This is a genomic window from Streptomyces violaceus (assembly GCF_036014075.1).
GTDB classification, from domain to species: Bacteria; Actinomycetota; Actinomycetes; order Streptomycetales; family Streptomycetaceae; genus Streptomyces; species Streptomyces violaceus.
Genome location: NZ_CP107911.1, coordinates 5,067,718 through 5,093,239 on the forward strand (window position 1 = coordinate 5,067,718; position 25,522 = coordinate 5,093,239).

26 protein-coding genes and 1 pseudogene are annotated in these 25,522 nt (G+C 72.3%); 13 read left to right on the top strand and 14 right to left on the bottom strand.

From position 1 onward, the window contains the following. Positions 1-31 precede the first annotated feature (31 nt). Together OG542_RS22950 and OG542_RS22955 are read left to right on the top strand one after the other, a co-directional pair. Positions 32-886, top strand: coding sequence for an alpha/beta fold hydrolase (locus OG542_RS22950; protein ID WP_328413463.1), 855 nt, complete (start codon positions 32-34; stop codon positions 884-886). 133 nt (positions 887-1,019) lie between these two features. After that, positions 1,020-2,168 (top strand): class I SAM-dependent methyltransferase, encoded by a 1,149-nt coding sequence (locus tag OG542_RS22955; RefSeq protein WP_328413465.1) that lies wholly within the window; start codon positions 1,020-1,022, stop codon positions 2,166-2,168. Here the strand turns inward: OG542_RS22955 and OG542_RS22960 are convergent. The 4 genes from OG542_RS22960 to OG542_RS22975 form a co-directional block, all read right to left on the bottom strand. Continuing rightward, positions 2,165-2,785, bottom strand: coding sequence for a flavin reductase family protein (locus tag OG542_RS22960; protein WP_311126277.1), 621 nt, complete (start codon positions 2,783-2,785; stop codon positions 2,165-2,167). The genes OG542_RS22955 and OG542_RS22960 overlap by 4 nt on opposite strands. 43 nt (positions 2,786-2,828) lie before the next feature. Beyond that, on the bottom strand, positions 2,829-3,614 hold the full coding sequence (locus tag OG542_RS22965; protein WP_328413468.1) for an enoyl-CoA hydratase/isomerase family protein: 786 nt from the start codon (positions 3,612-3,614) through the stop codon (positions 2,829-2,831). Further along, positions 3,614-5,839 carry an acetate--CoA ligase family protein gene (locus OG542_RS22970; protein WP_328413470.1) on the bottom strand — a complete coding sequence of 742 codons (2,226 nt, stop codon included), beginning with the start codon at positions 5,837-5,839 and terminating at the stop codon, positions 3,614-3,616. The genes OG542_RS22965 and OG542_RS22970 overlap by 1 nt, the downstream gene beginning before the upstream one ends. A 129-nt stretch (positions 5,840-5,968) precedes the next feature. Next, positions 5,969-7,174 carry a flavin-containing monooxygenase gene (locus tag OG542_RS22975; RefSeq protein WP_328413472.1) on the bottom strand — a complete coding sequence of 402 codons (1,206 nt, stop codon included), beginning with the start codon at positions 7,172-7,174 and terminating at the stop codon, positions 5,969-5,971. 305 nt (positions 7,175-7,479) lie between these two features. On the opposite strand from OG542_RS22975, the gene OG542_RS22980 reads away from it, so the two are divergent. The 4 genes from OG542_RS22980 to OG542_RS22995 are packed head-to-tail and all read left to right on the top strand — an operon-like array spanning position 7,480 to position 9,978. Then, positions 7,480-7,929 carry a DoxX family protein gene (locus tag OG542_RS22980; RefSeq protein WP_328413473.1) on the top strand — a complete coding sequence of 150 codons (450 nt, stop codon included), beginning with the start codon at positions 7,480-7,482 and terminating at the stop codon, positions 7,927-7,929. Further along, positions 7,929-8,342, top strand: coding sequence for a Zn-ribbon domain-containing OB-fold protein (locus OG542_RS22985; RefSeq protein WP_328413474.1), 414 nt, complete (start codon positions 7,929-7,931; stop codon positions 8,340-8,342). The genes OG542_RS22980 and OG542_RS22985 overlap by 1 nt, the downstream gene beginning before the upstream one ends. A 36-nt stretch (positions 8,343-8,378) precedes the next feature. Beyond that, positions 8,379-9,047 (top strand): GNAT family N-acetyltransferase, encoded by a 669-nt coding sequence (locus OG542_RS22990; RefSeq protein ID WP_328413475.1) that lies wholly within the window; start codon positions 8,379-8,381, stop codon positions 9,045-9,047. A gap of 40 nt (positions 9,048-9,087) precedes the next feature. Then, the gene (locus OG542_RS22995) at positions 9,088-9,978 is read left to right on the top strand and encodes a GNAT family N-acetyltransferase (protein ID WP_328413476.1); all 891 of its coding nucleotides are present in this window, start codon (positions 9,088-9,090) and stop codon (positions 9,976-9,978) included. 19 nt (positions 9,979-9,997) lie between these two features. Here the strand turns inward: OG542_RS22995 and OG542_RS23000 are convergent, their stop codons facing one another. Then, on the bottom strand, positions 9,998-10,579 hold the full coding sequence (locus OG542_RS23000) for a helix-turn-helix domain-containing protein (protein ID WP_328413477.1): 582 nt from the start codon (positions 10,577-10,579) through the stop codon (positions 9,998-10,000). Positions 10,580-10,825: 246 nt separating this feature from the next. Between OG542_RS23000 and OG542_RS23005 the strand changes: the two genes are divergently transcribed. Beyond that, a complete protein-coding gene (locus OG542_RS23005) occupies positions 10,826-11,197 on the top strand; it encodes a DoxX family protein (RefSeq protein WP_328413478.1) in 372 nt (123 codons plus the stop codon). Positions 11,198-11,658: 461 nt separating this feature from the next. Continuing rightward, positions 11,659-11,976, top strand: a pseudogene (locus OG542_RS23010) (DUF4291 family protein); the annotation flags it as partial. 78 nt (positions 11,977-12,054) lie between these two features. Here OG542_RS23010 and OG542_RS23015 read toward each other — a convergent pair. The 4 genes from OG542_RS23015 to OG542_RS23030 form a co-directional block, all read right to left on the bottom strand. Further along, positions 12,055-12,225, bottom strand: a complete 171-nt coding sequence (locus OG542_RS23015; protein ID WP_030933194.1) for a DUF5670 family protein — start codon at positions 12,223-12,225, stop codon at positions 12,055-12,057. A 574-nt stretch (positions 12,226-12,799) separates the two neighbouring features. Next, positions 12,800-13,468: a pyridoxine/pyridoxamine 5'-phosphate oxidase gene (locus OG542_RS23020; RefSeq protein WP_328413479.1), complete on the bottom strand. Its 669-nt coding sequence runs from the start codon at positions 13,466-13,468 to the stop codon at positions 12,800-12,802. 27 nt (positions 13,469-13,495) lie between these two features. After that, positions 13,496-13,921, bottom strand: a complete 426-nt coding sequence (locus OG542_RS23025) for a pyridoxamine 5'-phosphate oxidase family protein (protein ID WP_328413480.1) — start codon at positions 13,919-13,921, stop codon at positions 13,496-13,498. A 276-nt stretch (positions 13,922-14,197) separates the two neighbouring features. Then, complete coding sequence (locus OG542_RS23030; protein WP_328413481.1) at positions 14,198-15,367, bottom strand: thiolase C-terminal domain-containing protein; 1,170 nt, start codon at positions 15,365-15,367, stop codon at positions 14,198-14,200. Between the two features lie 106 nt (positions 15,368-15,473). Between OG542_RS23030 and OG542_RS23035 the strand changes: the two genes are divergently transcribed. Further along, positions 15,474-16,661: an acyl-CoA dehydrogenase family protein gene (locus tag OG542_RS23035; RefSeq protein ID WP_328413482.1), complete on the top strand. Its 1,188-nt coding sequence runs from the start codon at positions 15,474-15,476 to the stop codon at positions 16,659-16,661. Then, complete coding sequence (locus tag OG542_RS23040) at positions 16,658-17,131, top strand: nitroreductase family deazaflavin-dependent oxidoreductase (protein WP_311126266.1); 474 nt, start codon at positions 16,658-16,660, stop codon at positions 17,129-17,131. The genes OG542_RS23035 and OG542_RS23040 overlap by 4 nt, the downstream gene beginning before the upstream one ends. A gap of 121 nt (positions 17,132-17,252) precedes the next feature. Here the strand turns inward: OG542_RS23040 and OG542_RS23045 are convergent, their stop codons facing one another. Further along, complete coding sequence (locus OG542_RS23045) at positions 17,253-17,888, bottom strand: TetR family transcriptional regulator (RefSeq protein ID WP_193480102.1); 636 nt, start codon at positions 17,886-17,888, stop codon at positions 17,253-17,255. A 134-nt stretch (positions 17,889-18,022) separates the two neighbouring features. Here OG542_RS23045 and OG542_RS23050 point away from each other — a divergent pair, with 134 nt between their 5' ends. From OG542_RS23050 to OG542_RS23060, 3 genes are all read left to right on the top strand, one after another. After that, entirely contained in the window at positions 18,023-18,748 is a 726-nt protein-coding gene (locus OG542_RS23050; RefSeq protein WP_184597887.1) for a VOC family protein, read from the top strand. 192 nt (positions 18,749-18,940) lie between these two features. Beyond that, the gene (locus OG542_RS23055) at positions 18,941-21,337 is read left to right on the top strand and encodes a serine/threonine-protein kinase (RefSeq protein WP_328413483.1); all 2,397 of its coding nucleotides are present in this window, start codon (positions 18,941-18,943) and stop codon (positions 21,335-21,337) included. A 165-nt stretch (positions 21,338-21,502) separates the two neighbouring features. Then, positions 21,503-22,111, top strand: a complete 609-nt coding sequence (locus OG542_RS23060) for a hypothetical protein (RefSeq protein ID WP_328413484.1) — start codon at positions 21,503-21,505, stop codon at positions 22,109-22,111. A 30-nt stretch (positions 22,112-22,141) separates the two neighbouring features. On the opposite strand, the gene OG542_RS23065 is transcribed toward OG542_RS23060, so the two are convergent. The 4 genes from OG542_RS23065 to OG542_RS23080 are packed head-to-tail and all read right to left on the bottom strand — an operon-like array spanning position 22,142 to position 25,498. Beyond that, positions 22,142-23,095, bottom strand: coding sequence for an alpha/beta fold hydrolase (locus tag OG542_RS23065; protein WP_328418059.1), 954 nt, complete (start codon positions 23,093-23,095; stop codon positions 22,142-22,144). A gap of 50 nt (positions 23,096-23,145) precedes the next feature. Continuing rightward, positions 23,146-23,919 carry an enoyl-CoA hydratase/isomerase family protein gene (locus tag OG542_RS23070; protein WP_328413485.1) on the bottom strand — a complete coding sequence of 258 codons (774 nt, stop codon included), beginning with the start codon at positions 23,917-23,919 and terminating at the stop codon, positions 23,146-23,148. Next, a complete protein-coding gene (locus tag OG542_RS23075; protein WP_328413486.1) occupies positions 23,916-24,329 on the bottom strand; it encodes a Zn-ribbon domain-containing OB-fold protein in 414 nt (137 codons plus the stop codon). Before OG542_RS23075 ends, OG542_RS23070 begins: the two co-directional genes overlap by 4 nt. A gap of 8 nt (positions 24,330-24,337) precedes the next feature. Further along, positions 24,338-25,498: a lipid-transfer protein gene (locus tag OG542_RS23080; protein WP_328413487.1), complete on the bottom strand. Its 1,161-nt coding sequence runs from the start codon at positions 25,496-25,498 to the stop codon at positions 24,338-24,340. Between the last annotated feature and the right edge of the window lie 24 nt (positions 25,499-25,522).

A 25,522-nucleotide genomic window follows, 5' to 3' on the forward strand; every position in this document is an offset into this window, starting at 1 on the left:
GGTATGTGGGGCGTCCTACGGTGAAGCCCATATGACACTCCTACATGCTCATGACTATGGGGGCGATGGCCCGCAACTGGTTCTTCTGCACGGGTTCGGGCGGTCTCTGGCCGACTGGAGCGCCTCGGCGGCTCAGCTCACCGACGGGCATCGTGTCCTCGGCGTAGACCTTCCCGGGCACGGTCGTTCTCCCGATATCTCTCCCTGGGACCTCCCCACCGTGGTGCGGTGTATCGCTGAAACGCTCGACGCGCACGGTGTGCCGGAGGCCGTCGTGGTGGGGCATTCACTCGGCGGACTGGTCGCCGTCGAGTACGCCCGGGCGTACCCGGACCGTGTCCGTGCCGCCGTGAATCTCGATGGTTTCTGGTGGGGGCGTGAGTACCCCGGCGCCGAACAGGTGACCGAGGGGCTGCTGGCGTCGGTCGGGGCCGTCGCGTCGGCCGGGTACATCGAGCAGCAGATCACCAACTCCGCACGGTTCGGGGTGCCCGCCGACCGTGCGGAGGCCGCTGCCCGCGCGGCGGCGCGCCCGCTGCCCGACGGCACCTGGCAGACGCTGCCGGAACGGGCGGCGGCGCTGGAGATCGTCGACGAACTCCACCGGCTCGGCGCGTCCGGTGTCACCGCCTGGCTGGACGGCGTGGACCGCCCGCTGCTGCTGGTGCAGGCCGGGCGACGGCTGCCGCCCGCGCCCGGCATGGAGTGGTTCGACGCGTTCAGCGCCCGCTTCGCCCGAGAGGTCTCCGACGAGCTGGCCGTGGTCTCCCGCACCCGGCCGACGATCGGCGTCGAGCGCATCGACGCCACCCACCCCATGATCCTGGAGACTCCTGAGGCGGTGGCGAGGCTGGTCGCCGGGTTCGTTCGCGCCCTGCCCGACTGAAAAATCCGGCACACTGAGCCCAGCTGCTTCGCCGCTTCGAGAGGTCCGTTGATGACACTCGGCATGGTCCTCGGCGACGTGGACGTCGTGACTCAGCACGCTCGTTCACGCCCGATCTTCCGAGGAGTATGCCGTGTCCACGATCCACTGGACCGAGACTCATCCCCGTTCCGCCCGCTGGCATTCCGAGTCCGGGCTGCCCCTGCCCCGCCGGGTCGTCGTCGCCGACGACCGTATGCGGGCCGCCGTCGCCTACCGGCTGGCCTGTGAGGGCACCGCGTTGTTGTGGCGCGGGGATTTTCACAACGCGCGGCAGTTGCTGCGTGCCATGGACCGCCGCGTCGGGAGTACCGCGCCCGGTGCGGCGGACACGCCGGCTGAGACCTTTCGGCTGCAACGGCGGTTTCGTGCCCACCGTGCGCGTGTGCTCGGCAAGCTGCTGGTTCTGCTGGACGCGGATCACGGACTGGACCTCCGTCGGGCTCCCGATGTGCGTCGGGCGGTCGCCGAGGCGTACGGGGCGTTCGACGGGCCCGTGGCCGTCGCCCTCTCCGAGCTGCTGGGTGTGATCAGTGCCCGGCAGTGGCGGGAGAAGGGTGTGTACGTCCCGGCGCTGGAAGCGCTGGTTCACCCGCACTATGGCGTGTTCGCGCCCACCCGGAGCGAATACGTCGATCTCGTCGCCCAGGCCCCGCTGCCGCGCGGCGGTGAGGTACGCGTCGCGTTCGACCTGGGCACCGGAACCGGCGTGCTGGCCGCCGTGCTGGCCCGGCGTGGCGTCGGGCAGGTCGTGGCGACCGACGTCAGTGCGCGGGCCCGGGCGTGTGCGCGGGACAACGCGGGGCGGCTGGGGCTCACGGGGGTGGTCCGGGTGACCGGGCCCGAGCTGTATCCCGACGGCCGCGCCGACCTGGTCGTCTGCAACCCGCCCTGGATTCCCGGCCGTCCCGCCTCCGACCTCGACCTCGGCGTCTACGACGCGGGCGGCGGCATGCTCCAGAGCTTCCTGAGCGGGCTCGCCGGGCGGCTGGAACCCGGCGGTGAGGGCTGGCTCGTGCTGTCCGACCTGGCCGAGCGGCTCGGGCTGCGCAGCCGGGAACAGCTGATGACCGCCGTGGAGAGTGCGGGGCTGCGGGTGGCCGGCCGGATGGACACCAGTCCGCGCCATGCCCGTGTGCGGGAAACGGACGATCCGCTGCACGCCGTACGGGCCGCCGAGGTCACCTCGCTGTGGCGGCTGACCGTCGTCCAGCCCTCCGCCCAGTCCTCCGTCAACCGCTAGTCCTCCGTCAACCGCGCGAAGCGCCCTCGGTGGAACAGCAGCGGTCCGTCCGGGTCGTCGGCGTCCGTGCCGAGGGCGTTCACGCGGCCGACCACGATCAGGTGGTCGCCGCCGGTGTGGACGGCGTGGATCGCGCAGTCGATCCAGGCGACCGCGCCCGACAGGCGCGGTGAGCCGGACACCGGGGCCGCGTCGTACGCCACGCCCGTGAACTTGTCCGCGCCGCTCACCGCGAAGGAGCGGCACACCTCGCCCTGGCCGGCGCCCAGGACGTTGACGCAGAAGACGCCCGCGCGGGCGATGCGCGGCCAGGTCGCCGACGTGCGGCCGACCATGAAGGCCACGAGCGGCGGGTCGAGGGAGAGGGAGCTGAAGGACTGGCAGGCGAAGCCGGCGGGGGCGGCGTCGGGAGTGGCGGGGGGTGCCGTCACGACCGTCACGCCCGTCGCGAAGCGGCCCAGGACGCGGCGGAATTCCTGCCGGTCCACAGGAGCGCGCTCGTTCTCGCCCACGCAGCGCAGCTCCGGGCGCGGCAGCGTTTCCACGGGCCGCGGGGCCGGGGTGCGGGTCGACCTGAGGTAGCGGACGGCGGCTTCCGCCATCCCTGCTTGTCCCATCACGCTCACGATTGAAGCTGACTGTACGTCAGATTGGAAGCCTTCAGTGGCCCTTGTACGTCGCCTTCCGCCGCTCCACGAAGCTCCGTACCCCCTCCTGCGCGTCCGCCGTCGTCATGTTGATCTCCTGCGCCGCGGCCTCGGCGGCGAAGCCGGTCGCCCTGTCGGTGTCCAGGGACGCGTTGACGAGCTGCTTGGTCAGGGCCAGGGCCCGGGTCGGGCCGGCGGCGAGGCGTTCGGCCCACGCACGGGCCGTCTTCTCCAGCTCCCCGTCCGGCACGACCCGGTTGACCAGGCCGAGGCGTTCGGCGTCCGTCGCCGTGAGCGCGTCGCCGAAGAACATCAGCTCCTTCGCCCGCTGCGGGCCGACGAGGCGGGGGAGCAGGTACGCGCCGCCGCCGTCGGGGACCAGTCCTCGCCGTACGAACACCTCGATGAACCTGGCCGACTCCGCCGCCAGGACTAGATCGCAGGCGAGCGCCAGATGGGCCCCGAGACCGGCCGCCGTGCCGTTCACCGCCGCGATCACCGGCTTCTCGCAGTCCAGGACGGCGGCGATCAGGCGCTGGGCGCCGGTGCGGAGGGTGCGGGCGACATCGCCGACGCCGCGTTCGTCCGTGCCGGCGGCGCCTCGCAGGTCCGCGCCCGCGCAGAAGCCACGGCCCGTTCCCGTGATCACCACCGCTCGGACACCGGCCGTCCCGGACGCCTTCGACAGGAGCTGGACGACCTCGTCCCGCTGGTCCGGCGTGAGGGCGTTGAGCGTCTCGGGCCGGTTCAAGGTGATGGAGAGGACCTGGCCCGCTGTCGCGTGCAGCACAGCCGGCATCAGCGGCACACCGCCAGCGCGTCCAGCGCCACCGCGCCCTGCCCCTGCGGCAGCACCATCAGCGGGTTGATGTCCAGCTCCGCCACCTGGTCCCCGAGTTCCAGTGCCATGCGCTGCACACGCAGGACGACCTCGACCAGGGCGTCCAGATCGGCCGGCGGGCGGCCCCGGACTCCGTCGAGCAGGGCCCGTCCGCGCAGCCCGGCGAGCATGTCCCGCGCCTGCTCCTCCCCGAAGGGCGGTACTCCTACGGCGGTGTCGCGCAGGACCTCGACCAGCACCCCGCCGAGCCCGACGGTCACGGTCGGGCCGAACAGGTCGTCGTGGGTGACGCCCACGACCATCTCGACGCCCTGTTCGACCATCTGGCAGACCAGTACGCCGTCCAGGGAGACATCCTCGTAGCGGGCGATGTCGGTCAGCTCCCGGTAGGCGTCGCGGACCTGGCTCGCCGAGGTCAGGCCGATCTTCACCAGGCCCAGCTCCGTCTTGTGGGCGATGCGGGCGCCCGAGGCCTTCATCACCACCGGGTAGCCCACCAGGCCGGCGGCCCGGACGGCCGCCGCCGCGCTGGTCACCAACTGCTCGCGCGGTACGCGGATGCCGTACGCCCGCAGCAGCTGCTTCGCCGCGTGCTCGCTGAGTTGCTCACCGGGGCGCATCAGGGCCTGCGCCTTGCGGTAGGACGGCGAGGGGGTGCGCGGGGCCTCGTCGAAGGGGGAGCGGTAGGCGGTCGTGAAGCGGTGGTGGGCGAGGTAGGCGCGGACGGCGGTGAGGCAGTTGCCGACCGTGCGGAACGTGGCCACGCGGGAGGAGCCGAGCAGGACCTCGCGATAGGCCGGCTCCGTGCCGACCGGCGATCCCCATACGACGCACACCAGCTTGTCCGTCTGCTCGGCGGCGTCCACCAAGTCCCGTACCAATCGGTCGCTGAGTGGTGGGAAGGGGCCGGTGATCGGGCAGATCAGCACCCCGACCTCGGGATCGTCGAGGATCGCGTCGATGATCTTCCGGCCGCGCGAGTCCCCGACCGGATGCCCGCCGTTGTCGACGGGGTTGGCGACGCTCAGGTACCCAGGTATCCACTGGTGCAGCTCGGCCTGTCTGGCCTCGGACAGGACCGGCAGCCTCAGGCCCGCCTCGGTCGCCAGGTCCGCGACGTGGGCGCCCGTGCCGCCCGAGATCGAGTAGACGACGACGCCGTCCGCGCGCGGCGGCCTGGCCCGGGCCAACAGGGCCGCGGTGTCCTGGAGTTCGTCGAGGCCGTCGACGCGGATCACGCCGTACTGACGCAGTGCCGCGTCCACCACCGCGTCCGCGCCGGTCAGTTTGCCGGTGTGGGAGGCGGCCGTGCGGGCGCCGGTCTCGGTACGGCCCACCTTGACGGCGACGACCGGGACTCCGCGCCGGGCGGCCCGGTCGGCGGCGAGGAGGAAGGAGCGGCCGTCCTTCAGGCCTTCCAGGTAGCAGGCGATGGCGCCGATCTCGGGCTGTTCGGCGAAGTAGGAGAGGAAGTCCGCGGTCTCCAGGTCGGCCTCGTTGCCGGTGGGCGCCCAGTGGGAGAGGCGGATGCCGAGTTCCTGGAGGGCGAAGACGGGGCGGCCCTGGTGGCCGGACTGGGTGATCAGGGCGATCGCGGGGCCCTCGAGGTCGTCGCGGAAGTGCTCGAAGGCGTTGAGGTTGGTGTTGGGGCCCAGCAGGCGCACCCCGGAGCGTTCCACCGCGGCGGCGAGTCGCCGCTGGGCGGCCTCACCCTCGGGGCCGGTCTCCGCGAACCCGGAGGCGAAGACGACCGCGAACCGCGCCTTGGCCTCGGCCAGTTCCTCGATCGCGGGGAGCGGGTCGCCGACGAGTACCACCGCCAGGTCGACCTGCTCGGGCAGGTCGGCGACGGAAGGGGAGCAAGGGAGGCCGAAGACGGACGGGCGGCTCGGATGCACCGGGTACAGCCGGGCCCCGACACGCTCGGCCCAGTCGGCCAGTTGGCGGGTCACGCCGGTGTGGGGGCGCCCCTCGGCGTCCGAGGCGCCGATCACGGCGACGGACCGGGGCCGGAAGAAATGGTCCAGATCGGGTACGTCGGCGTGCAGCGGGCGCCCGCTGACGTCGAGGTCGCCCTCCTGGGCCGGCCTGCCGTGCACGGCGGGCCCGGGCCGTTCGCCACAGGCGATGGCCCGGGCCCGGCGGGAGTCGGTGGTGAGGGTGCCGTGGGTCGATCCAAGCATCGTTTCCGCCCGCTCCTGTGAGACAGCCGCTAACTGACGCACTGTCAGATTACTGAACTGACGCGATGTCAGGAATGGCTGTGCAGGAAAGTCGGCGAGCGGGGGCCTGGAGATGGGGGCCGGTGACCCTCAGCCCGGCAGCCGGGACACCCTCCCCGAGGTGTCCCGTGCGATGGCCTTGGCGATGCGCACCGCGTCGAGCGCCAGCTCGCGCAGGTTGCCGCTGATCGGGTTGGTGAAGCCGGTGAAGTACAGGCCGGGGGCGGTCTTCGGGCTGCGGGTGCCGTGCACGACCGGTTTGCCGCGGGCGTCGAGCACATCGAGGTGGCCGACCAGGCCCTCCAGAGCGCGGACGTACCCGGTGGCGGCGATCACGGCGTCCGGGGAGAGCCGGGTGCCGTCGGCCAGCACGATCTTGCCGTCGCCCTCGAAGGACTCCACGGCGGCCACGATCTCGACCTTGCCCTTGCGCACGGCGTCGATCAGGCCGACGTCCTGCACCGGGATCGCGCCCTGCTTCACCCGGGTGTACAGCCCGGTGTCGGGGCGTGGCAGTCCGTGCGCCGACAGGTCGGGGATCGCCACCTTGGCCTGCACCCGGCTGATCCGGTCGACGAGCCCGACCGGCAGATGGCGTACGAGGACACCGCTGTACTGGGCGGCCCAGCCGGCGGTCGAACGGCGCATGATGTGCGGCACGGTGCGCACGGCCAGCCGGACCCGTGAGGCGCCGCTCTCCACCAGGTCCACGGCGATCTCGGCACCGGTGTTCCCGATGCCGACGACGAGGACGTCCCGGCCGGCGTAGGGGGCGCCGTCGCGGTACTCCCCGGCGTGCAGGAACTCGCCGGTGAAGGCCTCGCGGCCGGGCCAGTCCGGCAGGCGCGGGGTGTGGTTGTAGCCGGTCGCCACGACCACCGCGGAGCCGGTCAGCTCCCGTCCGCCGGTGGCGTGCAGCAGCCAGCCCGTGCCGTCGGGTGCGCGCTCGATCCGGGACACCTCGACGCCGGTGACGATCTCCAGGCGGTGGTGCTCGGCGTACTTCTCCAGGTACCGCACCACGTTGTCCCGGGACACCCACCGCCCGAACCGGCGCGGCATCGGCAGCCCGGGCAGGGCCGACAGGCGGCGGGTGGTGTGCAGGTGCAGCCGGTCGTAGTGGCGGCGCCAGGACGCCCCGACACGGTCGGACTTCTCCAGGACGACGGCCCGTATGCCCCGGGCGCGCAGCGCGTACGCGGCGGCGAGTCCGCCGGGGCCGCCGCCGATGACGTAGACGGGGCGGTCCGGTGTGGGGGGCGCGGAGGAGTGTGGGGAGGGCGTGGAGTCGGCCATGAGCGGGAGCGTAACCACGAGCCCGCTTGATGGGTCTCGGTCAAGACCGGAATTGGTTGCGGATTGATCACGGCTGTAGGGGGAGGGGGTGGGGCTCGTGGCGTAGCGGGCCCGGTTGTGGCGGGCTCGTGATCGTTCCTGACGGGGTGCGGGGTGCGGTCTCCGATGGGGACGAGGGGGATCGTGAGTCGCGGTCTTGAGGGGTGGGGCGCTGCCGGACCTTCGCGGGATCCTGCGGGCCCGCCTGGGTCCTGGGGACCCGCGGGGTCTTGCGGATCCCAATATCTGACGTACCGTCAGATAGCATGGACACGATCTGGCTCAGCGGGGCGGAGTGGCTGGCCGTACTGCGGATCGGGCTCGGGCTGTGGTGGCTGGAGAGCTGGCGGCACAAGGACCGCAAGGCCTGGTTCGAACGGGGCACCGGCATCAAGTGGGCGGCCGGGATAGCCGCCGAGCACCGCTGGAAAGCCGTCCGTTCGGGCTTCGGCACGGTCGTCGCACCCCACCCGCGCGTGATGGCGTACGTCGTCGTCTACGCGGAACTCGCCCTGGGCCTGGGCCTGATCACCGGCTTCCTCACCCCGGTCGCCCTGGTCGGGGGGTTCCTCCTCAACGCCCTCTACCTCACGCTCATGATCCATGACGTCGCCGAGCAGGGGCAGAACTCGATGATGGCGCTGATGTCGGTGGTCGGGCTGTTCGGGATGTCCTGGCAGACGTGGTCGCTGGACAGCGCGCTGGGGCTGTTCTGATGACCGGGCGTCTCGACCTGCCCGAACCCGACGCCTTCACCCGGACGTACTGGGACGCGGCGGCCGAGGGCCGGCTGCTGATCCGCCGCTGCCGTGCCTGCGGACGGGCCCACCACTACCCGCGCGAGTTCTGCCCCCGCTGCTGGAGCGAGGACGTCACCTGGGAGGCCGCGAGCGGCCGGGCCACCCTCTACACCTGGTCCGTCGTCCACCGCAACGACCTGCCGCCCTTCGCGGAACGCACACCGTACGTCGCCGCCGTGGTCGACCTGGCCGAGGGGCCGCGGATGATGACGGAGGTGGTGGGGGAGAGAGGACTGCCCGAGGGGGAACTGTCCGCCGGGGCGGACCTGGAGGTGGTGTTCCCGGAGGGGATCCCGGTGTTCCGGATCACGTCCTGCGCTGGCAAGTGAGGTGACCCCTCCCTCCCCAGGGGCTTGAATGTCCCCATGGCCCCCATACGCGACCAGTCCCCGACTGCTCTCCCCGAACTCCACGGCCACGGCCTCCGTCTTCGCCCCTGGGACGCCACGTCCGGCGCCGACGTCGAGACGTGGCTGCGCGGCATGCGGGACCCGGAGTTCCGGCGCTGGAACACCCCGCTGAGGCTGGTCACGGACCGGGCGAGCGCCCGGGAGTCGCTGCTCGCGCGGGCGCAGAGTGCCGTGGAGGGCACGTCGGTGTCGTTCCGGGTCGCGGACGCGCGCAGTGATACGCCCCTGGGGCACATCGGCGTCAACGAGATCAAGTACCACCTGAAGGTCGCCCGCGTCGGCTATTGGGTGCTCCCCGAGGCCCGCGGCCAGGGCGTCGCCACCCGGGCCCTGCTGCTCGCCGCCCGCTGGGCCTTCGCCGAACTCGGCCTGCACCGGGTGGAGCTGGACCACGCGGTCGGTCACGACGTGTCGTGCCGGATAGCCGAGCGGTGCGGTTTCGCGTACGAGGGAACCCTGCGCGGGGCGATCTTCAAGGAAGGCCGGCACGACGCGTTCCGGGACGCCCACCTGCACGCGCGGCTGGCGACGGATCCGCAACCGGAAGCGGAAGCGCAACCGGAAGCGGAAGCCGAGGCGCCGGCGGAGGCGGAGGCCGACACGGGGCGAGGGCCGGGGGCGTAATTCGGAGGTGCCGTCAGGGGCCCGGGCGCCACCATGGGGCATGCGCACCGACGACTGGCATCTCACTCAGGACCTCGACGACTTCCTCGCCCGCGCGGGCACCTTCCTCCGCTCCCAACCGGCGCTGCACACCCTCCCGTTGACCGTAACGGAGACGCTGCGCACACGCGGACGGCACGTCTACGGCGACGGGGTGCCGGAGTTCGGCGTGCTGGAGCGGGACGGAGCCGTCCGGGCGTCGTTCTTCCGCACTCCGCCCCACTGGCTGAACGTCACCGCCCTCACCTCCGAGGAGGCCGACGCCCTCGCGGCGCGGCTGGCCGCTGTCGGGCAGCGTCTGCCCGGCGTGAACGCCGACCGCGACACCGCCGCCGCCTTCACCGAGGCCTGGCAGCGGCACACGGGCGCCACGGCCACCCTCCGTCAGCGCCAGCGGCTCTACCGGCTCGGCACCCTGACCGTGCCCGACCCCGCACCGCCCGGCGGGCCCCGGATCGCAGTCGAGGCGGACCGCGCCCAACTCATCCGCTGGCACGCTGAGTTCACCGAGGCCATCGGCATGGGCATCGCCCGGGACGCCGGCGAGTGGGCGGACGCCCGCATCGAACAGGGCGGCATCACCTTCTGGGAGGCCCCGGACGGCACGCCCGTCGCCATGGCCGGCAGGACCCCTCGGATCGCCGGCCAGATCCGCGTCGCCCCCGTCTACACTCCACCTCACCTCCGCGGCCGCGGCTACGCGGGCGCGGCCACGGCCGAGATCAGCCGCACCGCCCTCGCCTCCGGCGCACAGGAGGTGCTGCTCTTCACGGACCTGGCGAACCCGACCAGCAACGGGCTGTATCAGCGGATCGGGTACCGGGCGGTGGCGGACTTCGAGGTGTACGACTTCAGCCTGCTCTTGCGAGGAACCCCAGGGCTTCAGCCCTAGGACCTGTGCGGAGTCGTGATCACGGCGCGGGCTGGAGGGTGCGGATCCAGACAGCACCGCGCAGGTGCAGGTCGGCAAGGTAGCTCTCGGGAGGTGGTGCAGCGCACCGCAGAGACGAAGGCGTACGCCCGGTGAAGTCCCGGGCGGTACGGGTGAGGTGAGCCTGATCGGCAAAGCCCGCGGTTGCTGCAGCGAGGGCGGCGGTCTGGCCCGGCAAGCTGGTGATCGCGATACGGAGGCGGCCCCAGCGGCGCAGGCGGGTGAGCGTGATGCCCACGTCCCGCCCGACCAGGGCGCGCATCCGCGGGGCCGACAGACCGACTTCCTCGGCGACCGAGGCAAGGGGCATGTCCGGATCACACGACGTGCACAGGCGGACAGCGTGGGCGACCCGCGGATCGAGTGAGGCTGGGCGTCCGGCGAGTGCCCGCAGTTCTGCGTATCCGGCGGCCAGGTCCACGCCGGTGTCGGGTCCGTCGGAACCGGTGCTGCCGAGCGCCGCCAGCAGGCGGCGGACCTCGTTTACACCGAGCAGGATCGGCTCGGGCCGGGACGGCAGCAGCCAGGCGTCGACGAACAGGGCGACGTAGGAAGAGGTCACCGCGCAAGCGTGGGCCAGCTGGGGCGGGACGATCAGTCCAGGAGCAGCCAGGGCCGGCTGTCCCGGCCGGCGGATTCCGGCGTGGCCGCCGAGCGGCAGCACGACTTTCCATGCCGGCAGACCGTGTGAGCCGACACGGAACGGGTGGGACTCGGCGAACATCGTCGCCTCGCCTGCGGAAGCGCAAACGACGCGGCGATCGTTTTGTTCAAGCGCCCATGCGCGGGGTGAACGGAGCATCGTGCCATGGAGGTTATCGCTGCTGCCGGGCTGGCGGTCTTTCTCGTCGCCACGGGAATCATGCACTTTCTGGCCCCGGACTACTTCCGCACGCTGGTACCCGCGTGGCTCCGCCGGCCACGGCTCCTCGTGGCCGCCAGCGGGGCGGCAGAGATCGTGGTGGGTGTGCTGGTGCTGGTTCCGCGCACCCGGGTGGCGGGGAGCCTGTCCGCGGCAGTCCTCGTCACTTGCTATCTGGTGTCCCACGTGGACGCGCTGCGACGCGTCCGGCCAGACCGGCCCCGGTTACTGGAGCGACCGGTGGGCGCGGGGGCCCGGCTGGTGGTGAACGTCCTCTACATCATGTGGGCGGTCGCTGTGGCCAGGTCGGGACCTTGACGCCATCACCTGGCTAGCAGGCAGTCGGCGCGGGGAGCACCTGACGGACGGCTGGTCTGACGATCAAGGAGGTGCCCGTTGAGCGACACCACAGCCGGAACGAACAAGGCCAAGGCCGGTCCGACAAGGGGGACCACGCGCGGGGAGACCACGACGTACTGCGGGAAGTGGGGTAGCAATGCATTTGGACGACGCCATGCGCAGGACCGTTAGGGTTCAGGGGCTGGGATTCGTCGCAACCGTTCGCCCCGACGGCAGCCCGAGTCTGTCGCCCGAAGGAACCACGGAGGTATGGGGCGACCTTGGCTGCCTGCGAAGAACGCCCAGGCAACGGCAGCTGCCACAGGGCGCAGTCTTCGTCGCCGTAGGCTTCGGGCCGGGCACTGACGAGCATCGCCGGCACGCTCATCTGGTTCCGAAGGCTCGACTGCCACGTGTGCCGCTAATTCGATGGCGCGCATCGAACGGTGCGGATCAAGCCCTCCTTCCTCTGGATGATGTACCGCTGCGGATGGGGCTCCAAGGACGGCCAGGAAACTGTCCTCGCCATCGAGATCACCCGTGAAGGCTTCGACTGGGCACTGGAACATGCCTGCCTGGCCCACTATGAGCACGGCCTGCATCCTGACCGCGCAACCTGGAAACGCCAGTTGAAGCGGTCTCCAGCTCGAGTCCAGTGGGACCCGGAACGTGACCTGCACCTGCAACCGCTTCCTCACCGCTCGCTGCAGCTCGGTCTCACAGGAGAAGCCGCACACCGCTACGCGGACGAGTGGACGGGATGGCTTCTATGACCCGGGCTTGCCTGTGGGCCCCGGGAGTTCCTGGGGCCCACAGGCCGGCTGCTGTGTGGTGGGTTACCAGCGATACCAGCGGCCCTTGCGGCCGCCTGTGTCCGCACTGCGCATCACGAAGCCCAGCAGCCAGACGACCAGCACGATGACGGCGATCCACCACAGTGCCTTCAGCGCGAATCCCGCGCCGAAGAGAATCAGAGCCAGAAGCAGGACGAGAAGCAGGGGAACCATAGTTATCAACCTCCGTTGCTCCTCGTGCCCGGCAATTCGAAGAACACGCGGCCGATCTGCCTGGTTTCTTCACTGCTCTTGCGGGAACTAGGCTCAGTTTCGTCACGCGTTCACCTCACGGCCGACGGGCGCCCGGCGCCTCCGAGCCACGCAGCTTGAAGCGGTGCCGCATGGCGGGCCTGGGCACCTTCCCCAGCTGCATCGCCTGGGTGCAGTCATGCGCCGGTGAGGCGTCGGGCGTCGATGGTCACAGGCTGGTGGATTGCGATAAGTGAGCGTTTGATTCTTGCTTGTCCGTTTCATTTGGCTTAGCTGTCACGCCAGTTGGGGGTGGCTTCGTGGGTGAGGCGGCGGTGGTGCATGAGTAGCCGAGGGTGCGGCGGTGGAGTCGGCGGCAGCCGGCAAGCCAGGCCCCGCGGCGTCGGCGCACGGCACGGCGCCGTGCCCGCTCGGGGTCCTCCCCGCCTCACCACCGCGCCAGCGGGGCGGGGCTGAACGCGAACGCAGCATCACCGCCAGTGGTGCCCGTCGCGCAAGCCTGGCGCTTCAGCGCCGGGTAGTTGACCTGCCCCCCTCACGGCCAGAGCAGCTCCCGCACCCACCCCTCCCCGTCGCCGCGCCGGTAGCGCAGCCGAACGTGCCGCCGCTCCCCGTCGCCCTGGAAGAACTCCACCTCCTCAGGCCGCAGCCGGTAGAGGGTCCAGGACGGTACGGGAGCCTCCGGCTCGCTGCGGGCCCGTTCCCATGCCGCCTCGGATGCCCGGGTCAGCTCCTCCACCGAGTCCATGACCTCGCTCTGGCGGCCGGTCAGCGCGGCTGCCAGAGCCCCCGTCGAGCGGGCGTGCAGGTCGCCCTGGGCGTCGGCGGACGGGGCGGCCGTCACCGGGCCGCGTACCCGGACCTGGCGGCCCAGCACCGGCCAGTAGAAGCCGAGCGCGGCGTACGGGCGGGCGGCGAGGTGCCGGCCTTTGCGGCTGCCGGCGTGGGACGCGAAGGACCAGCCGGTCTCGTCCGCGCCGTGCAGCATGACGATCCGTACGTCGGGCAGGCCGGACTCGTCCGAGGTCGCCAAGGACACGGTGTGCGGCTCGGTCTGCCCGGCCGCCACCGCCGCCGCGAACCACTCGGTGAAGAGCGGCAGCGGGGTGGCGGGTGCGGCGCTCGGGTCGAAGGGGGGCAGGTGCGTGGACTGCGGGTCCCAGACCCGCAGTGACCTCAGCAGCTCGTGAAGATCGGGTGCCATGGGCCGATTGTCACCCGAGGGCTCCCGTCACACCTGTCCGAGGTCCGACGACACCCACCGCTCCGGCCGCATGCGCAGCACCAGCTGCTCTCCGTGGTTCTTCCAGGCGAAGTCGACATAGCCGTCGACCTTGTCCGCCGGGAGGTAGCGCGCGGAGACCTCCCGGAGCTGGTCCAGGGTCGCGGGGGCCGTATCGACGACCGGGCCCTCGACCGACACGTACCGGATCGTGGGTTCGAGCCGGTCTACCATCAGCGAGAACCGGCCCGCCGCGCTGATCAGCTCGTTCTTGCGGGAGTCGAGGCCGGTCATGATCCAGATGTCGCCACCGGGCTCGTACTGGTACCAGATCGGCACCGTGAGCGGGGCACGGCCCGCCCCGGCGTCGACCGCCAGTGCGGCGATGTGCGGCTCGGCCAGGAACTGTTCGCGCTCTTCGCGGGTCAGGGCCATTCCGGGTCTCCTCCAGCGGCTCGCTCAGATCCTTCTCACGAACCCAACACCGGCCCCGGCGCCCGTGTTCCTTCACCCCGCCCCCGCGCCACGGCCCGGCGCCCGTCTTCCTTCACCCCGCCCCCATGCCACGGCCCGGCGCCCGTGTTCCTTCACCCCGCCCCCACGCCACGGCCCGGCGCCCGTGTCCCCTCACCCCGCCCCCCCCGCGCCACCGCCCCGCGCCCGCGTCCCTTCACCCCGCCCCCCGCGCCACCGCCCCGCGCCCGCGTCCCTTCACCCCGCCCCCAGCACCACCGTCCCCGACGAGCAGAACCAGCCCCCCGTCCCGGACGCCACCGTCAGTCGCGGCAGGGAGCCGTCGACGCGCCGCACCTGTCGGTCGCCGCACTCGCCCCGCAGCTGCCGTACCGCCTCCACCAGCAGGAACAGACCCCGCATCCCCGGGTGCTGGGCGGACAGCCCGCCCCCGTCGGTGTTCACCGGCAGCTCCCCGCCCTCGACCCGCAGCCTGCCCTTCTCCACGAACGCCCCGCCCTCGCCCTTCCCGCAGAAACCGAGGTCCTCCAGCGTCACCAGGGTCATGTAGGTGAACGCGTCGTAGATCTCGGCGAAGTCGATCTCCGAGGGCCGTACGCCCGCCCGTTCGAAGGCCAGCCGTCCGCTCACCGCCGCCGGCGACACCGTGAAGTCCGGCCACTCGGACATCGCGGAGTGGCTGATGTGCTCCCCGCTCCCCAGCACCCACACCGGCGCCGTACGGCAGTCCCGTACGTACTCCTCCGCCGCCAGCAGTACCGCCGCCCCGCCGTCGGAACGGACGCAGCAGTGCAGCTTGGTGAAGGGGTCCGCGATCATCGGACCGGCCAGGACGTCGTCGACCGTGACGGGGGTGCGGAACATCGCCTCCGGGTTCAGGGCCGCGTTGGCCCTGGCCTGAACCGCCACCTGCGCGAGCTGCTCGATCGTCGTGCCGTACTCGATCATGTGGCGGCGGGCGGCCATGGCGTACTTGGCGATCAGGGTGTGGCCGTAGGGGGCCTCGAACTGCAGGGGGCCGCGGGTGCCGAAGGACAACGTCCCGGTGCGGCGGCCGGCCCGCACGTCCGCACGGGCCGTCGAGCCGTAGGCCAGCAGCACCACGCGCGCGTGCCCGGCCGCGATCGCGTCCGCCGCGTGGGCCGCCATGACCTCCCAGGTGGAGCCGCCGACGGAGGTGGAGTCGACCCAGGTGGGGCGCAGGCCCAGATACTCGGCGACCTCGATCGGCGCCAGTGTGCCGAGGCCCGCCGAGGCGAAGCCGTCGACCAGGGAACGGTTCAGGCCGGCGTCGGCCAGGGCGCGGCGGGCGGCCTGGGCGTGCAGGGCGTACGGGGTCGCGTCGTCCACGCGGCCGCAGTCCGAGAGGGCCACGCCGACGACGGCCACTTTCCTCCGGGCAACCATGAATCTGACGGTACATCAGATAAGGCCGTCGGCGGGAGCGCCGGAACTCTGGGCATCCCCGCCCCGCCGCCCTAATATGACGCACCGTCAGATGCGGAGGTACCCCATGGACGCCCGCCTCACCGCCGAACAGGACGAGATCCGCCGCACCCTGCGCGAACTGCTCCACAAGCGGTGCGGTCCGGGGGAGCTGCGGGCCGCCCTCGACACCCCGGCCGGACGCGACCCGGCCCTGTGGACCGCCCTCGCCGACCAGCTCGGCCTGCCCGGGCTCGCCCTCCCCGACGCCTACGGCGGTGTCGGCTGCTCGGTCACCGAGCTCGCCCTCGCCTGCGAGGAGTCGGGCCGGGCCCTCGCCCCCTCGCCCCTGCTGGCCACGGCCGTGCTCGCGGCACCGCTGCTCCTCGCCCTCGGCACCGACGCCCAGCGGGCGGACCTCCTCCCGCGCATCGCCTCCGGCACCCTCACCGCCGCCCTCGCCGTACCGGGACCGGCCCTCGCCGCCGCCCTCGCGCTCACCGGCCACGACCGGCACGGGGCATGGGCCGGTGGCGGACGGGCCGGGGGAGTGCAGGCCCGGCAGGCGGACGGCGGCTGGCGGCTGTACGGGGAGGTCGGGCAGGTCCTCGACGGGCACAGTGCGGGGCTGTTAGTGGTTGGCGCGCACGCCGGGGGGTTCGCCCGTTCTCGCGTGCTGCTCTTCCTTGTGCGCGCGGACGCCGGCGGTCTCACCCGCGTACGGCAGACCGCGCTGGACGCGACCCGTCCGCAGGCGCGCATTCAACTCCGCGAAGTGAAGGGTGAGTTGCTGGGGTGTGAGGGTGACGACGTCCTCGCCGCCCTCGCCCGGCTCGGCGACACCGTCGCCGTCTGTCTCGCCGCCGAGGCCGTGGGGGCGGCCGGCCGGGTGCTGGAGCGGACCGTGGAGTACGTGGGGCGGCGCGAGCAGTTCGGGCGGCCGGTCGGCTCCTTCCAGGCGGTCAAGCACCGGCTGGCCGACGCCTACGTCCAGGTGCAGGCGGCCCGCTCGGCGGCGTACTACGCGGCCTGGGCCGGCGCCGCCGCCGACGGCGAGAAGGCGGGCGGGCTCGCCCTCGCCCAGGCGCTGGAGGCCCTGCGCGGGGCCGCCGCCGAGGGGATCCAGTTGCACGGCGGCATCGGGTTCACCTGGGAGCACGACATGCATCTGTACTTCAAGCGTGCCGCGGGGGACGAGCTGCTGTTCGGGCCGGTGCACCGGCTGCGGGCGCGGGCCGCCGACGCGGCGCATGTCTTCGAGGAGGCCGGCCGATGAGGGGCGTGCGGTTCGTGCAGAAGGTGTCCTCCACCCCGGGGTTCGCGCGGGTGGCGCCGCATGTGTTCCCGGCCCTGGACCGGGCCGTGCACCGGCTCACCCGCGGAAAGGTGCTGCTCAGCGCGCAGCTGCTGCCGGGTGTGGTGCTGACCTCCACCGGGGCGCGCAGCGGGCTGGCCCGCCGTACGCCGCTGGCCTGCATGCCGGAGGGTGACGGTGAGCGCGGCTGGGTCCTGGTCGGGTCCAACTTCGGGCGTGAGGGTCATCCCGCCTGGAGCCACAATCTGCTGGCCCATCCGAGAGCCGAGATCAGCTGGAAGGGCCAGGACATCCCGGTCACGGCCCGGCTGCTGGAGGGGGAGGAGCGGGCGGCGGCATGGAAGGCGGTGCTGGAGTTCTGGCCGCCGTACGCCGCGTACCAGGCGCGGGTGGAACGGGAGATCCGGCTGTTCAGGATCGTACGGAGCTAGAGGTCGCACGAAGGCGGAAGTCACACGAAGGCGGACAGCGCGACAGGCGGCGGTCCACCCGGGTGGACCGCCGCCTGGCAGACAGGACTTGGGAAGGGAAAAGGGCTGAAGGCGCGGGCGGCTACCTCGTCGGCTTTCTGCCGGTGACGCCCAGGTGCACCAACAGCGCCAGGTTCGGCTTCAGTTCGGCCTGTTTCACGCCCCAGGAGGTGAAGCCCTTCTGGTGCGAGGCCACGGCCGCGAGCATCGCGACCAGCGAGCCGGCGACGGCCGCCGGGTTCACGTCCTTGTCGACCCTGCCCTTGGCCTGGAGCTCGGCGACGGCGTCCGCGAGGGAGTTGTTCACCGAGTTGAGGATCTTCATCCGGAGCTTGTAGAAGCGCTTGTCACCCTCGGCGGCGCCGAGGTCGACGACCCGGAGGATGGCGTCGTTCTTGCGCCAGAACTCCAGGAACCCGTCGACGAGTTCCTGCGCCGTCTGCCAGCCGGCCTTGCCGGCCCAGGAGCGGCCCTCCAGGAGTTCGGTCAACGCGGCGCCCTCGGTCGCCATTTGCTCGGCGATCTCCAGGACGGCGCCCTCGACGTCCGGGAAGTACTGGTAGAAGGTCGCGGGCGAAGTGCCCGCCTTCCGGGCGACATCGATGACTTTGACATCCCGGTACGGGGAGGAGCTGAGCATCTCGCTGAGGCAGTCGAGCAGCTTCTGCCGGGTCGCCTGCCCACGCCGGCCGGCCACGCGGCCGTCGACGGTACGCACTTGTCCTGTCATGACGTCAGCTTACCGAGGCGGGATCGAGGCGCGATTCGGCCGACTGCAAATGGGGTGCACGGGAGCGCGGAGACTGGTGTGCCTGGTCTGCGGGGTGCGGCCGTCGCGGTTACGTTGGCGACATGGCCGAAAACAGGGCATCGGTGTACGCAGAGGGCGTCCCCTGCTGGGTGGACGCGCAGCTTCGCGACGTCGAGGCGGGCAAGCGGTTCTACGGTGAACTTTTCGGGTGGACCTTCGAGGACGAGTGGTACGGCTCCTTCGCCGAGGCCCTGAAGGACGGCGAACCCGTGGCCGCCCTGGTCCGCAAGGTGGACGGCCGGCTGCCCACCGTCTGGACGGTGTACTTCGCGACCCCGGACGCCCTGGCGCTGGCCCGGCGCATCCGGTCGGCCGGCGGGCAGGTCGTCTCGGCGCCGGTGCCGGCCGGTGACCTGGGCGTCACCGCCCTGGTCACCGACCCGGAGGGGGCCGTCTTCGCCCTGTGGCAGCCGGACGAGCACGCCGGCTTCGGCAAGCGGCACGAGCCGGGCACCTTCGCCTGGGCCGAGCTGTACGCGCGGGACACCGAGGCGGCCAACGCCTTCTACGGCGATCTCTTCCAGGAGGCCCTGTTCGGGCCGGACGCCGAGCCCGACTTCGGCCGCGCCCCCGTCTCCGACCGTTTCGCGGCCGAGATGCCGCCCCACTTCCTCGTCCACTTCGCCGTCGAGGACGTACCGGCCGCGCTGGAGGACGTCACCCGGCTCGGCGGCCGCGTCCAGGTCCCGCCGTTCGAGACCTCGTACGGCACGGTCGCCGTCGTCACGGACGATCAGGGGGCGTCCTTCGCGCTGCTGCGCCGCTGACCGGGCGCCATATGGTCATCTTCTGCCCCTGTATGTACGGAGACACCCCAATCGTCGCCGGGTTCGCCACCACGGCTCCGGCCAGGAAGAATCGGGGTGCGTGCCGCCATGGCGGTGCGGTGGTGAGACGCTGCACGGGGTCGCGTGGAACATGTGGCTTGGCGCGGCTCGTACGGGGAGGTGGCAGGCAGAGTGGTGGATCAGCTGACGCAGCACGATCCGCGGCGGATCGGGCCGTTCGAGGTGCTGGGACGGCTGGGTGCCGGCGGCATGGGGCTGGTCTATCTCGCGCGCTCGGCGTCGGGCCGGCGGGTGGCGATCAAGACCGTCCGCACGGAGCTGGCCGAGGACCAGCTGTTCCGGGTCCGCTTCACGCGTGAGGTGGAGGCGGCCCGCGCGGTCTCCGGCTTCTACACGGCCGCGGTCGTGGACGCCGACCCGCGTGCCGCCGTGCCCTGGCTGGCCACCGCCTACGTCCCCGCGCCCTCCCTCGAGGAGATAGTGAACGACTGCGGCCCGATGCCGGCCCAGGCGGTGCGCTGGCTGGCGGCGGGCGTGGCCGAGGCGCTCCAGTCCATCCACGGTGCGGGGCTCGTCCACCGCGACCTCAAGCCCTCCAACGTCCTCGTCGTCGAGGACGGCCCCCGGGTCATCGACTTCGGTATCGCGTCCGGTGTTTCGAACACGCGTTTGACGATGACGAACGTCGCCGTCGGCACACCCGCCTACATGTCCCCCGAGCAGGCCAAGGACTCCCGTAGCGTCACGGGCGCGTCCGACGTCTTCTCCCTCGGCTCCATGCTGGTCTTCGCCGCCACCGGACACCCGCCCTTCCACGGCGCCAACCCGGTCGAGACGGTCTTCATGCTGCTGCGCGAGGGCCCGGACCTGGAGGGCCTCCCGGACGAGCTGCGTCCGCTCATCGAGTCCTGCATGCAGATGGAGCCGACGGGCCGCCCCAACCCGGCCGACCTCCAGGCGCAGCTGGCTCCCCACCTCTTCGGCTCCGGCTCCGACGACAGCGGCACCGCCTCCGCGTGGCTGCCCGAGCGGGCCGTCGGTCTGATCGAGTCCCGTCGCAACGGCCGCCCGGCCGGCAAGCCCGCCCCCGGCGCGGGCCGCAGCGGCGGCGGACGCCCCGCCCCGGTGCCTGCCCCCGGCCCCGCGCCCATCCCGCCCCCGCCCTCGCACGACCCCGTCGTCCCGGCGCCCGCGTCCGTGGCGGCTCCCGCGGGGGGCGGTCCCGACACCGGCCCCGTCCAGCTGGCCGGCGCCCAGGTGCCCATCGGCCCGGGCCCGCGCGTCGCCGACGTCCGTGCCGCCGCCGTCAAGGCACCTCCTCCGGAGGCCGCCCTCGCCGCCTCCTGGTCCAAGCCCCGCCCCGGCGTCAACGGCACGGAGCCCGCCGTGGGCCCTGCCGTCGCCGCGCCCCCGGCCCCGGTCGCGCCGCCCGAGGCGAGCGGCTGGCGGCCCTGGCGCTTCCGCATGTCCAACGACGTCTGGGGCACACCCTCCGTCGCCGACGACCTCGTCTACGTCACCTCCTTCGAGGTGCACGCCCTGGACGTGGGCACCGGCCGCCGCCGCTTCAAGACCCGGGACGTCGCCTGGTCCATGGCGGTCGCGGACGGCCGTATCCACGCCTCCGACGGGCCCACGCTGTTCGCTCTGGAGGCCCGTGAGGGCGCCGACCTGTGGCGCCTGCAGACGGACGCCTGGGTCTACGCGCTCCAGGCCGGCCGCGGCACCGTCGTCACCGGCACCCGGGGCGGCGGCGCCCAGGGCTGGGAGGCCTCGACCGGCCAGAAGCTCTGGGAGATCACCGGCTGCCAGACCGACTTCGAGTCCCCCGAGGCCGGACCCGCCCTGCACGACGGCACGGTCTACGTGTGGCAGGACGCCCGGCTGCGCGCCCTGGACGCCCGCACCGGCGACGAGCGCTGGTCGTACCCGATCGGCGACGCGGCCTCCTGCGGCGGCGTCCCGGTCCGGATCACCCCGGCGACCGACGGATACGTGTACGTCAGCGCCGGCACCCGCGTCCTGGCCCTCGACGTGGCCGCCGGCCATGTGAAGTGGCACTTCGAGGCCCCGGCCGTCTTCCTCTCCCCGCCCACCTTCGTCCCCGGCCCGGCCGTCACCGGCGGCGGCGTCTACCTGGCCGACTACCTCGGCACGGTCTACGCCCTCGACGCCACCGACGGCCGCGACCGCTGGCGCATCGCCACCGAGTCCCGCGCCTCCGTCGAGCCCGTCCTGGTCGCCGCGGGCGATGTCCACGTGGGCAGCGGCAAGGGCCTCTACACCCTCGACGCGGTCACCGGCACGCCCAAGTGGCGCTTCCAGGCGGGCGGCGACATCGTGGGCGCCCCCTCGGTGGCCGACGGCCGCATCCACTTCGGCTCCACCGACCATCTCCTCTACACCCTCAAGGCCGACGACGGCCGGCTGCGCTGGAAACTCGCCACCGGCGGCGAGATCACCGGCTCCCCGGTCGTCCAGGACGGGGTGGTGTACGCGTGCAGCAAGGACCGCTGTGTCTACGCGCTGGACGCGGAGAAGGGCACGGGCACGGCACGCACCGCGTGACGCGTCCGGGACGGCCGTCGTACCGGCGCACGGAAGGGTTCCAGACGGCGGCCGTCGCTTCGGGGAGCGGTCCGATCACCGCTCTCACCCAAGACGCTACGCCGGGTACGCACCGGTCGCCACGTGGTGACATGACCGTGACAGGCGATCACTAGGCTCCCGGTCATGCGGATACGGGGGCGCAGGCTCAAGTTCACAGCGGTGCTGGTCCTGGTGGTACTGGCACTGACCGGCTTCTCGACCGGCCGGGGCCGCGGCGGCAGTCACGGTCACGGCGGCGGTGGTGGAGGGGGCGGGTGCAGCAGCTCCAGTCAGGACCACGACAGTTCGAGGTCGTCGACGTCGGGCGGCGGGTACGGCGGCGGGTCCTACGACTCGGACGACGACTCCTACGGGAGCAGCGGTAGCGGCGGCAGCGGTGGCGGCAGCTCCTACACCCGCAGGCCGAACTACGGCTCCACGCCGACGTCCTCCGCCGGATCCGGCAGCCGCAAGGCGCTGCGGGACGGCACGGCGAAGCTGGTGAGCTGCGCGACCCCGGCCCGGCCGTACGCGACCGTCGAGGTCGGCAACCCCAACGGCCGCGAGGCCGACTTCTCCGTCTCGGTCACCTTCGAGGACGCTCAGGGCATCACCGTCATCGACCGGTACGGCGACGTCACCGTCCCCGCGAGGGGCAAGGCCACCGTCGACGTCCCGGTGGGCGGCGGCACGGGCCTGGTGGACTCGGTCGACCACTGCGAAGTCGACCGCCAGGCCCTCGTCGACGACTGAGACGACTGAGACGACTGACGGGACCGGGCCTCAGTCCCGCAGTTCCGTCAGGAAGTCGATCAGAACCTTGTTCACCTCGGCGGGCCGCTCCTGCTGCGTCCAGTGGCCGCAGCCCGGCAGCACGACCGGATCGCGCCGCAGGTCCGGCATCAACCCGGGCAGTGCCTCGATCAGTTCGGGCGTGCCAGGGAAGGCCGGGACCAGGTCGCGGTCGCCGTACACGTACAGCGCGGGCGAGGACACGACCGCGCCCTGCCAAGGGGCCGTCAGCTCCCAGTTGCGGTCCAGGTTGCGGTACCAGTTGAGCGCGCCGGTGAAGCCCGGCTCGAAGCTCTCGGTGAGGGTGTCGAGGTCCGCCTCGGTGAGCCAGTCGGGCAGCACCTCGGGGTTCGGGGCGTCCGCGAGCCAGCCGCGCTCCAGGTCCTCGACCAGGGCCTGCTCGGGACGGCCGGCGTCCGGCGCGTCACCGGAGGCGGAGTACAGCAGCTTGCGCAGGGCGGTGCGGGTGTCGGCGGCGAACTCGGCGTCCGCGGCCCCGGGCTGCTCGAAGTAGTTCCAGTAGAAGTGCCCGCCGAACCGCTCCCGCATGGTCCTGAGCGGCGGCTGCGCACCACGGAAGGGCGGCGGCACGCTCAGCCCGGCCACCCCGCGCACCACGTCGGGCCGCAGCAGCGCGGTGTGCCAGGCCACCGGCGCCCCCCAGTCGTGCCCGACGACGAACGCCCGCTCCTCGCCCAGCGCGTGGATCAGCCCGACCACATCGCCCACCAGGTGGAAGATGCTGTACGCGGACACGTCCTCGGGGCGGTCACTGCCGCCGTACCCGCGCTGGTCCGGCGCGACCACCCGGAACCCGGCCTCGGCCAGCGGACCGAACTGGTGCCGCCAGGAGTGCCAGGACTCCGGGAAACCGTGCAGCAGCACCACGAGCGGGCCCTCGCCCTGCTCCGCGATGTGCAGTTGTATGCCGTTCACGTCGATCATCCGATGCTCAACCACGGGTCGAGCATACGCGTGTAGGAGTAAACTATTTCCTAACGCAACCGGTACGCACGCCCCCGCCCCGCGAACAGCCGGGCCTGCCGCTCACCCGCCGCGTTCCCGAGCGCGATGAGATGCGGCGCCTGGGCGATGCCCTGGGCCCGCCCCGCCTCGCTCGCTGCCCACAGCGCCCGCACGGTCCCCTGCACGGCCTCCGTCGGATGCCCGGCGATGACGGATGCACACGCGGTCGCCGCCTCCAGCGCCTCGCCCTCCGGCGCGAGTTCGGACACCAGCCCGACCTCGTACGCCCGCCGCGCTGAGATCCGCTCCGCCGTGCCCGTCAACGCCATCCGCGCGACCTCCCCGTACGGCATGCGCTGCGCCATCAGGACGGACTCGTAGGCGCTGACCATGCCGTAGGTGGTGTGCGGGTCGAAGAAGGCGGCGGTGGGGTCGGCGACGATGAACTCCGCCTCGCCGAGCAGGTAGAAGGCACCCCCGCAGGCCATCCCGCGCACGGCGGCGACGACCGGCTTCCACAGGTCGTTCGCCTTCGGCCCGATGCCGAGCAGCGGATCGTCCTGCGCGTAGGGCGAGTTCGGCTGCGGCACGATGGCGTCCCGGTCGATGCCGGTGCAGAAGGCGCGCACCCCGGCACCCGTGAGCACGACGGCCCGTACGGTGTCGTCGAACCGCAACTCCCGCCAGACCTCGGCCAGTCGCCCGGCCATCTCCAGGTCGATCGCGTTGAGCCGGCCGGGCCGGTTCAGGGTGACGACGGCAACCCCGCTGTCCTGGTCGGCGCTGACGAGCACGCTGCTCATGGCCGCTCCAGGACCCACCGCGGCAGGCCGTCGTCGAAGACGGCCCGCACCCGGGCGCCGATGCGGATCCCCTCCACCGGCAGCGAGTCGATCGGCTGACCGGGCCCGGCGACGAGGTTGCCGACGAGCCGGATGCGGGGCGCCTCGTCCAGCTCGACGACGACCACGTTGTACGGCGCCAGCTCCGCGTAGCCGGGCAGCAGAGGCGGATGCGGAACGACGTACGACCAGACACGGCCGCCACCGGAGACCAGGCGCCACTCGGACTCGAAGGACTGGCAGTGCGGGCAGCACGGCCGGGGCGGGAAGCGCAGTTCGCCGCAGCCGGCGCAGGCCTGGACACGGAGCTCGCCCCGGGCGGCGTACCCCCAGAAGGGGGCGCCGTCGGGGTCGGGTACGGGACGCAGCATGGGGCTTCTCAACTCCTCAGCAGAAGGGCGGAGGTCGGCACCCCTTCGCCCGCCGTGACCAGACAGACGGAGGCGCCAGGCACCTGCGCGGTGCTGGTCCCGCGCAACTGCTTCACCCCTTCGTTGATGAGGTTGAAGCCGTGCACGTAGGCCTCGGACAGCCCGCCCCCGCCGGTGTTCACGGGCAGCAGCCCGCCGGTCTCCAGCGCGCCGCCCTCGGTGAACGCCCCGCCCTCGCCGCGCCCGCAGAAGCCGTAGCCCTCCAGGGAGAGGAGGACCAGGGGCGTGAAGGCGTCGTAGATCTGGGCGACGTCCACGTCCTCGGGGGCCAGGTCGGAGTGCTTCCACAGATGCCGGGCGGCGGTCCAGGCGGGGCCGGTGAGGGGGTCGTCGTTCCAGTAGTTGACCATGCCGTGGTGCTGGGCGGGGAGCGACTGGGCGGCGGAGTGGACGTAGACGGGTTTCCGGCGGCAGTCCCGGGCCCGCTCGGCGGAGACGACGACACAGGCCAACGCCCCGTCGGTCTCCAGGCAGTTGTCGAAGAGGCAGAGCGGCTCGCTGACCCAGCGGGACGTCATGTACATCTCGCGGGTGAGGGGGCGGTCGTACATGATCGCGGCGGGGTTCTGGTTGGCGCGGTTGCGGCAGGCCAGGGCGACGTTGAACAGATGGTCGCGGGTGGCCCCGTACTCGTGCAGATAGCGCCGGGCGAGCATGGCGATCTCGTCGACGGGCCTGAGCAGTCCGTACGGCCGGGTCCACTGGGCCGGTGTCGGAAGCTGGACGGTGGTGTTGGTCCAGGGCCTGGGCCCGCTGCCCCGCTTGCGCGAGCGCCAGGCGACCCCGACGTTCGCCTGCCCGGCCGCGACGGCCGTGGCGAGATGGGCGACGGTGGCGCACGAACCGCCGCCGCCGAAGCCGACCTTGCTGAAGAAGGTGAGGTCCCCGAAGCCGCAGGCCTTGGCCAGCTCGACCTCGTCCGTCTCCTCCATGGTGTAGGAGGCGAGGGCGTCGACCTCGCCGGGCGCGATCCCGGCGTCGTCGAGCGCGGCCAGCACGGCCCGGCAGGCCAGGGTGCGTTCGTCCTCGGGGAGTTGCTTGGCGAAGGGTGTCTGGCCGATGCCGACGACGGCCGTGGCGTCTTTGAGGCTCCCCGATCCTGCTGCCATGGTGCGCGCACCTCCGGTCCGAGC